Origin of the sequence: Rubidibacter lacunae KORDI 51-2 (assembly GCF_000473895.1) — a bacterium.
GTDB lineage: Bacteria > Cyanobacteriota > Cyanobacteriia > Cyanobacteriales > Rubidibacteraceae > Rubidibacter > Rubidibacter lacunae.
Window position 1 is genome coordinate 1 of sequence record NZ_ASSJ01000045.1, and the last position, 8,471, is coordinate 8,471.

General features: G+C 55.8%; 2 protein-coding genes. Both read left to right on the forward strand.

Features of this window, described 5'->3' with window-relative positions:
• The first annotated feature begins 100 nt into the window (after positions 1-100).
• Positions 101-4,999 carry an SDR family NAD(P)-dependent oxidoreductase gene (locus KR51_RS07730; protein WP_269634898.1) on the forward strand — a complete coding sequence of 1,633 codons (4,899 nt, stop codon included), beginning with the start codon at positions 101-103 and terminating at the stop codon, positions 4,997-4,999.
• Positions 5,000-5,127: 128 nt separating this feature from the next.
• Positions 5,128-8,471 (forward strand): non-ribosomal peptide synthetase (locus KR51_RS07735; RefSeq protein ID WP_022606506.1); only part of this gene is annotated, 3,344 nt, incomplete at its 3' end.

Consider the following 8,471-nt stretch of genomic DNA (forward strand, 5'->3'; position numbering starts at 1 on the left):
CCCAAATATCGCGTTGCCAGCCTATCCGTGGCAACGGGAACATCACTGGCAGGAAACCAGGGAATCGAACGACCGGCGGCTCCTGCCTTGCGTTCATCCCTTGCTCGGCGTGCGGTTGGATCGGTTTGAACCCTGCTGGACCAATACTATCGATCTCAGGCGGCATGCCTTTTTAAACGATCACCGTTTCAAGGGTCTGATCATCTTCCCGGCAGCAGGCTATGTGGAGTTGGCGCTGGCGGCCGGGCGGGAACTTCATGGCGCCGGCAACCTGCAACTGGAGAATATGGAGATCGACCAACCGCTGATCCTGAAACAAGGGCAGCGGCGGCAAATTCAGGTGCAGGCCCTTGCGAACGACGGCACAATCTCGATCAATAGTCGGGTTGCGGGTGAAGAAGATGGTTGTTTGCCTCATATGCGCGGGCGCATCCGGAAGATGTCGGTTCCCGGGCGCCGCCGTTTCAATCTGGATGAACTGAAACAGCAATGTCCTGAAAATATCACTGAGCTTTTGTATCCGGCCTTCGAGAAAGCTGGACATGATTACAGAGGGGCCTTTTCAGGTATCGATGGAATTTGGCGTGGGGGAGATGAAGTATTTTCGATCCTGCGGCCATTAAATTCACTCGTTCCCGGTCTAAACTCCCACGACCTGGAAGCTTACTTACTGCATCCTGCTCTCCTAGACTTAGGTTTTCAAGCACTCTTTGGAACGTTTCTGAGCCACCAACAAACGCAATTTAAAGCACGCTTGCCGATAGCACTGGAAAGATTGCGCTTATATGGTGTGCCGCGGCCGGACGCCGAGCATGTCGTTTATGCGCGCCGGTTGACGCCAGTTGAAGATGACTTCGCTCTCGGCGACATCTACATCATCGATAAGGATGGGAACACGCTTGTTGAGATCGGGAACCTCGCTGGCAAGCCACCCAGTGCAAAATCCGAACAAAGCGATTGGCTTTATGCATTTGAATGGGACCGGCAGGAGATCGTGCATGGAATTGACGAATCCTGGGCCGGCCGGGTCGCGCCGGGCACGCTCTCGGCCATCGTCCAACCCGATATCCCCAGTCTCGCCGAACGCTTCAACCTCGACCAATATTATGGCGAAGTTCGTTCCTTTGGAGAAGCGATGACGGTTGCCTTTGTCTGGGAAGCTTTCGTGGAGCTGGGTGGATGCTGGTCTGAAGGTCGGGAACTGACCGTCAAAGGCGTCTGCACCGACCTGAAGATCGCCAGCCAGCACGAGCGTTTGACCAGGCGGCTGCTGCAATGCCTGGAATCTTGGGACCTGTTGGCAAAAACTGGTAGCGATACCTGGCAGGTTCTTTCTGTCTATACCGGTCCCGAGGCAGCGGCCATCATCGAGACCTACCTTTCCAAATACAAGGAAAAGCATCCCGAGTTCAATCTGCTGGAGCAGTGCGGTCAGCAATTAGCCCGCGTCCTGCGGGGTGATGTCGATCCGGTCCGGGTTTTGTTTCCAAACGGGTCCCAGGAGCTGATGGAGCCCGTTTACGACCGGTCATCAATGTTTCGCCCTTACAACAAGATTGTTGAGTTCGTGGTCAGAGCCATGTGTTCCGGGATGCCCGAAAACCGGCCGCTGCGCATTCTGGAAATAGGCGCCGGAACCGGAGCCTTGGCATCGTTGCTGCTTGCGAACCTCCCGGTTGGACGGATTCAATACACCTTCACCGATATTTCGCCGGCCTTCTTCGTGCGCGCTAAGGAAAAGTTTTCCGGTTTCGGCAATGTCGACTACCAAGTCCTGGATATTGAACGCTCCCCGATACAGCAAGGATTCAATCCGGAAAGTTTCGACTTGGTCATAGCTGGCGATGTTCTGCATGCGACTAAGGATTTGAAGCAAGCCATCGCGCACGCGAATGAGTTGCTTGTCTCCAATGGCATGCTGCTTCTACTCGAAATGACCTCGCCATCCTTTTATGTCGATGTGACCTTAGGAATGCTGAAGGGATGGTGGGCGTTCGAGGACACCGGTCTTCGTGCGGACCATTGCTGCCTCGATCGGGATTCCTGGAAGAAGCTGCTCGGTGAATGCGGATTGCAGGATGTAAATATACTCACCGACCGCAGCGACGGAACCGGCATTCAAAGCGTAATCTCTTCGCGCAAGCCTGGAGGTTCTGTCCGAGCGGGGGATCGCGATAGAGACGGCGTCTGGTTTTTGTTCGTGGACCGTCATGGCACAGGCGATCGGGTAAAGGAAGAATTCGACAAGAACGGTTACATCACCTTGCCGGTGACGCTAGCCGGTCCTGACGAGCCGCCGCGGCCGGTGCCTTCCAGCTCGCAGGTGATTGCGGCAGGCGATCTTGCCGAGATGCGCGCCCTGTTCCATGAGGCCGCCGGCCGATACGGGACCATCGCTGGTGTGGTCTATCTCAGACCTCTGGATGCAGTCCCTCTAGATGAGGCCGGCCGGGAAACCCTCGACGCATCGTGCACCGGAGAATGCTTGAACGTTGTCAATATCCTGCGAGCCTTTGACGATCTGGATCTGGACGGCGGGCTACGCCTCGTGCTGGTCACCCGAGATGCTCAGCAGATAAAGGACGATGATATTGTTACCGGTGTCTTGAGCTCGCCCTTGTGGGGGTTGGGAAGGGTCGCGGAAAACGAATATCCCGATTGCCATATCACCTTAATAGACCTGCCGGGGGCAGCTGAGGCGATCGATACCGCCAGGATCTATGAAGAGGCGACCCAACGAACGTCCCGGGAACTCGAAGTTGCTCTGCGCGGCGGCGAACGCCACGTCGCGCGACTAAGGCGGACCAGTCGGGAGCGTCTAGCCCGCGCCCAGTCCCGTCCGCGACCCGTGAAGCAGGACGAGAAGTTCTATCTCGATCTGCACAAGCCCGGGGATTTGAGCGGTTTTGTCTTGAAGCCGGCAGCACGTCCCCAGCCCGGCCCGGGAGAAGTTGAGATCGAAGTCCATCACGCCGGTCTCAACTTCCGGGACCTGATGAAGGCGATGGACATCTATCCCGATGACGGCGGCACCCACTTTTACTTGGGTGACGAATGCAGCGGTATCGTTCTCAGCGTCGGACCGGGCGTGGAGGACTTTGTTCCGGGCGATCGCGTTGCAGCCATTGCCCGCGGCTTCGGCTCGGTTGTTATCACACCTGCTGACTGCGTCGTGCGCATTCCCGAGCATCTCTCCCTCGCGGACGCGGCAACCATACCGCTGGTGTTTTGCACGGTCTGGCATGCGTTGCACGAGCTGGCCGGCATCCAGCGGGGAGAACGGCTCCTGATCCATGCGGCGGCTGGTGGTGTGGGGCTCGCCGCCGTCCAGATCGCACAAAATGCGGGGGCGGAGATTTTCGCAACGGCGGGCAGTGATGAGAAACGGGCATATCTGAGTTCCCTAGGCGTCAAGCATGTACTGAACTCGAGAAGCCTCGATTTCCATGACGAGATTCAGAAGGCGACCGACGGCGAGGGAGTGGATATTGTCCTGAACTCTCTGTCCGGCGAGTTTATTCAGGAAAGCCTGAAACTATTGAGATCCTACGGCCGTTTTGTGGAAATCGGAAAAACGGATATCTATCAGAAGCAGGCCCTGAATCTTTATCCGTTCCGCAACAATCTCTCCTTCTTTGCCATGGACCTGGAAAAATTAATTCGCCAGCATCCCAAACGCATCAGGCGCTATTTGCATGAAGTTATGCAAGTATTTGATGACAAGACCCTGACGCCGCTTCCTGTGACAGCCTTTGACATAAATGACGCGGAAAAAGCCTTCCGGCACATGGCTCAGGCCAAACATATCGGCAAGATCGTTTTCGATATGCATGGGGGCAGCCCCGGGCGAGCAGTCAGCGAAGCACCCAACTTCAAAGGGTTTCATAAAGATGCCTCTTATCTGCTGACGGGAGGCCTAGGCGGTTTTGGTTTGGCCGTGGCTCAATGGATGGCTGCCGAAGGCGCGGGTCATCTCATTCTTGCCGGACGACGCGCGGTGCTTAAGGATCCTCAACGGGAAAAGATTGAGGCTATCGAGGAAAGCGGCTGCAAAGTAAGTGTCGTCAGTCTCGATGTGGTGGACGGGGACAAAATACAGCAGGTTCTGAATGAATTGTGCACGGAGAAAGCCCCGCTCAAAGGGGTCATCCATATGGTAATGGTCCTGGATGACAGAGCGATCGGCAACCAGAACGCAGGCAGCTTTTCCAGGGTGCTCGACCCCAAGGTGAAAGGCGCATGGAACCTTCACCGTGTAACCAGCACCAAGGATCTCGACTTTTTCGTTCTGTTCTCGTCCATTGCGGCTGTGGTTGGCAATCCAGGTCAGTCGAACTATGCCGCAGCCAATCAATTTCTTGATACCCTGGCATATCACCGCCGGGCGAGGGGTCTGCCGGCACTGACCATCGCCTGGGGACCCATATCGGATGTCGGATATCTGACTGAGCGGGAGGATATCCAGCAGCGCTTCGACCGGCGAGGTTTACATGCCATTGGCACCGCGGAAGCCATCAAGATTCTCCACGGCTGCCTGCAAGACGAGCTTAGCTCGGCCGGCGTCTTGTTTGTCGACTGGCTTAAGTATTCATCGCACTTTCCTAGATTGTTGAGTTCCAGCCGTTTCAGGCACCTCGTAGTCAGCAGCGCCAATGTGATGCCGATAGCTGACAGCGGCGGCCGGCTTCTTGCCGATCTGAAAGGGGCCAGCTCTTCGAAGCGGCAGGAACTCGTTCACAAATGGCTGGCGGAGCAGCTCGCCAGGATCCTGGACTGTGAACTGGAGAAGATCGATGCTTCCCGTTCCTTGAACGATATCGGGGTCGATTCGCTGATGGCGGTGGAACTTTCAGCGCTGATAGAAAAAAGCCTTGGTATCAGCATTCCGTCGATGGAGCTCGCACAGACCACGACAATCGGAAGGCTGGCCGCGCGGCTTGCCGAGGAGGCCACTGGCAATATCGATGAAGCCCGGCCGGCGGCAACATCGGCCGCGTGAGACGATCGCCATAGACCTATTCGAACATCTGAATGGCTTTCTAATAGTGGCATTCCAATCCTTAGCAGAATCGGACCGATTTCGGTGGATCGGCACCATTGATTCAGCTCCGGGGAGGAGCTTGTTCCATGGATGATTTAAAAACCACGTCAAATCAGAAACGTCAATATGCCAGCGGCCGGTTTCCCTTGTCCTCAAACCAGCAGATGGTTTGGATCGATCAGCTTCTAAACCCTGACAGCCCTGCGTATAATTTCGGTGTAGTTACTGAAGTGGTTGAGCAGATTGACATTGAAGCACTCCTCGAAGCTCTTGACGTTGTAGCTGATAAGCACGATGCGTTAAGAACCAGTTTTTACGTTGAAGATGGTATCCCGTTTCAGGAGTTTACTGATTCTATTGATGTAAATACCTGCACGATCGATTTATCAAACGAAAGGGATCCCGAAGACGAAGCTGAGAAGTATTTGCGCCTGAAAATTAACGAACCATTTGTTTTGCACGAGAATCGGCTTTGGGACGCCCACCTCATCAAGATCGATCGGAAGAAACACTATCTCTTTCTGCGGTTTCATCATTTGATTAATGACAGCTTCGGCATATCGTTGATAGGTGAATCTCTCTCAAAAAGCTACAACAAGATCGTGCAAGGCGATAGTTTCCTGGTAACAGATGAGGTTGACAGCATTGCCGAAGAATCATCCGAGCGCTACAGCAAGTTTCTAAAGGAAGATCTGGCTTATTTGACATCCGCTGAATTCGATCGGGATCGCGAGTTTTGGTTCGATCGGTTTTCGGATTTACCTTCACCAGTGTTTCCCAATTCCGTTTTGAGGAATGGTCATTCTTATAGTGACAATCTTGAATGGGAACTCGATCGGACAACATACGACAAATGTTCCGCCCTGGCGTCGAGCCAAGGCTGTTCGATGCTACATTTCATGCTGGCGCTCATTGCCCTATATCTGACGCGAGTTCAAGCACTTGACGAGATTGTTCTTGGCGTGCCGTTGCATAACCGCACCAATCCTCGGCAGAGACGAACCCTGGGAATGTTTGCGGCTTTCCTGCCTTTAAAAATACGGGTCGATCGGGCGCGTTCATTTACGGCTCTCCTGAAACGAGTCAGTAGCGACACACAATGTTGCTATCCACACCAGCGCTTCCCAGTCGCGGAAATCAATCGTTCGCTCAATCTAGGTAGCGCTGGTAGAATACAGTTATTTGATGTTGGCTTTAACTTTGTCACAGCAGCAATCGAAATTCCATTCGACGGCACGCTTTGTCGATTTCAAAGGATTATTCCGAGCTCGAGTTTAAATTCATTAGATATTTTTGTTTTTGAACATAGCTTAGCGGCTAATGTGTCGGTTCGTTTTGACTACAGTGCTGATACCTTCGAGCGTCAAGATGTTGAAGCGATGCGGCAGCGTATTGCTATATTACTCGATGCGATTTTGGAGGATGAGAACTGTCCGATCGGCCAACTGCCGCTCATGACGGTGGCCGAGCGCCGTCAGGTTGTTGAGGAGTGGAACGCGAGCGCAGCGGCTTATCCGGAAGGCATATGCCTGCACGAGCTGTTCGAGGCGCAGGTTGCAAAGAACCCGTCAGCCGTGGCGCTGGTCTTTGAAGGCGAGGAGCTGAGCTATGGCGTGCTGAATGGGCAGGCAAACCGTCTGGCGCATCATCTTCGGGGTCTGGGTGTGGGTCCGGACAGTCTTGTTGGGCTTTGCGTGGAGCGCGGCTTTGAGATGGTGGTGGGGCTTTTGGCAGTGCTGAAGGCGGGCGGGGCCTATGTGCCTTTGGACCCTGGCTATCCCGTGGAGTGCTTGCGCTGCATGCTGGAGGACAGCGGTCCGCGGGTGCTGCTGCATGACGGCAGTGCTGTTGACGAACTACTCAAAGACTGTTCGGACATTGAGATTCTGAACCTCAAGTCCGTTGCCAGGCAGTGGGTGCAACGGTCGGCTAAGAACCCGGCCCGTAAAAGTCTTACCCCCCAACATCTGGCCTATGCGATCTATACCTCCGGGTCCACGGGACAGCCGAAGGGCGTTATGGTCGAACACGGGAGCATCGTGAACCATGTGCTGTGGTTGCTGGATGAGCTTGCCTTGGTCGCGGACGATGTGGTGCTGCAAAAGACACCGCTCGGCTTTGACCTTTCGGTCTGGGAGATTTTCGTGCCGTTGATGTGCGGGGCGCGGCTGGTGCTCGCCCGGCCGGAGGGTCACAAGGACCCGGCCTATCTGGCGGACGTTATTCGCGAGACAGGGGTTACCGTACTCCAATTTGTACCGTCGATGATGGAAGCGTTTCTAGCTCATCGGGGTATTGCCGACGCCTGCAAGGGCGTCAGACATGTCCTCAGCGGCGGCGAAGCCCTGCCTGTAAGCCTGTTGCTTGAAATTAGCCGTCAACTACCGGCTGCGAGCCTGCACAATCATTACGGTCCGACCGAGGCGACAGTAAATGTCACCGCCTGGACCTTTCCGGCTGGGTTCGAGGGCAGGAGCGTTCCTATCGGGCATCCTGTTGCCAACACGCAAGTTTACATTCTTGACAGCCGGGGATGTCCCGTTCCTGTGGGTGTGACGGGAGAGCTTTACATTGGCGGCGTTCAGGTTGCGCGCGGCTATCTGAACCGCCCTGACCTGACAGCGGAACAGTTTATCCCCGACCCGTTTAGCGACGTTCCCGATGCGCGGCTCTATCGGACGGGGGATCTAGGTCGATGGCGGACGGATGGGACGATCGAGTATCTGGGCCGCCGGGACTGTCAGGTGAAGATCCGAGGGCACCGGATCGAGCTTGGTGAAATTGAGGCATGCCTGCGCGCGCATGCGGTTGTGGGTGATGCGGTTGTAGTCGCACACGATTCAGGGCGTGAGGGCGGCACAACGCTTGCGGCCTATGTGGTTACGGATAAGGGTGGCGCTAGCCCTAAAGATGCCGCTGTTGCTAACGATAGCCCTAACAGTGGCGGTGTTGGGGTGGATGTGCAGGCGCTCCGGGACCATGCCGCGCGGCATCTGCCGCCGTGGATGGTTCCTTCGGCCTATGTGTTGATGGAGGCGTTTCCGCTGACAGCGAGCGGTAAGCTGGACCGGCGGGCGCTTCCGACCCCGGACGGGGCAGCCTATGTCCGGCGAGCCTATGAAGCCCCTGCCGGGGCGGTGGAGGAGACACTGGCGCGGAACTGGTCGAAGCTTCTGGGGGTCGAAAAGGTCGGCCGCCACGACAACTTCTTTGACCTGGGCGGCCATTCGCTACTGGCCGTGCAGGCGATCGCACGACTGCGCGAGACCGGTCTTCGCTTGGATGTGCGCGACCTGTTCGTGGCTCCGGAACTATCCGCTCTAGCACTAACGGCGGCTCCGGCCGTGGAGGTCGAGGTGCCTGAAAACATGATCCCCGCGGGCTGCACGGCGATCGAGCCGTCAATGCTGACTCTGGTGGACCTGGATCC